Annotated in this window: 3 tRNA genes; 2 read left to right on the forward strand and 1 reads right to left on the reverse strand. The window is 40.3% G+C overall.

Going from position 1 to position 1,001, the window contains the following annotated elements:
• Positions 1-76, reverse strand: a tRNA-Val gene (locus ATS71_RS14395).
• Positions 77-813: 737 nt separating this feature from the next.
• Between ATS71_RS14395 and ATS71_RS14400 the strand changes: the two genes are divergently transcribed.
• Both ATS71_RS14400 and ATS71_RS14405 read left to right on the forward strand, forming a co-directional pair.
• Positions 814-889 (forward strand) — tRNA-Ala (locus tag ATS71_RS14400).
• A gap of 36 nt (positions 890-925) precedes the next feature.
• Positions 926-1,001, forward strand: a tRNA-Glu gene (locus ATS71_RS14405).

Below are 1,001 nucleotides of genomic sequence, written 5' to 3' on the forward strand. Positions count from 1 at the left end.
TGGTGGGTGATACTGGACTTGAACCAGTGACCCTCGCCTTGTAAGGGCGATGCTCTCCCAACTGAGCTAATCACCCGCATCTAAACAACATCACATTGCTGCGTTGTTGTGGGGCGCTATTATAGATAGAGTTGGAAATGTGTCAACACTTGAATGATAAAAATGTACTGAATGAAGGTTTTATAAACAACAGGATATAGCTTGCGTCTATTTAATAGGCAGAATATGTTGGGTAGTATAAAAATGTGGCGTATTTGTGGTATTTGTAAATAACATTTGCATCTACCCAGTTTTTTTTCGGGGAATAGACAAGCGATTGTTTTTTGTTGGCCATTTAATCGCTCCCTAATGAGGGGGTATACTTTTTGTTACCGGCTTGAGAAGTCATAACAAATAAAATACGGATCAAAGAAAAAATATTTTAAAGCGCAATCATAAAAATCATTTATTGTTTTACTATGTTTAGTTAATTAGTCTGTCGGAGCAAAAGTGCGATGTTAGGTGAGTATTCTTTAAATTATATCCGCAAAGTTTGAATTGCATATAAATGTATACCTTTTGAGGGGAGAGTAGTGAATTACAATTCACTGACTGGTAACGCCACATAAAATAAAAGTGTAGGGGAGTCGCATTAGGGTAATGATTTTAATCAAATTGTGTTTTTTAGCATGCTTGATAGCCAGTTTGTTGAAAATTAAACCATTTAAATAAAGCTGGATAAAAAACTGTTGACTTTATTTTGGGTGGTGCATAGAATGCGCCCCGCACTAAGCAATACACGACGTACTTATTACGGTGAGTGTTGATTAAGTTGGGGCTATAGCTCAGCTGGGAGAGCGCTTCGCTGGCAGTGAAGAGGTCTGCGGTTCGATCCCGCATAGCTCCACCAATTATTAGTGTTTGTCCTAGGGTAGCAGTTTTCTGCGTCCCCATCGTCTAGAGGCCTAGGACACCGCCCTTTCACGGCGGTAACAGGGGTTCGAATCCCCTTGGGGACGCCA

This window comes from Pseudoalteromonas sp. H71 (assembly GCF_001468485.1).
Lineage (GTDB): Bacteria > Pseudomonadota > Gammaproteobacteria > Enterobacterales > Alteromonadaceae > Pseudoalteromonas.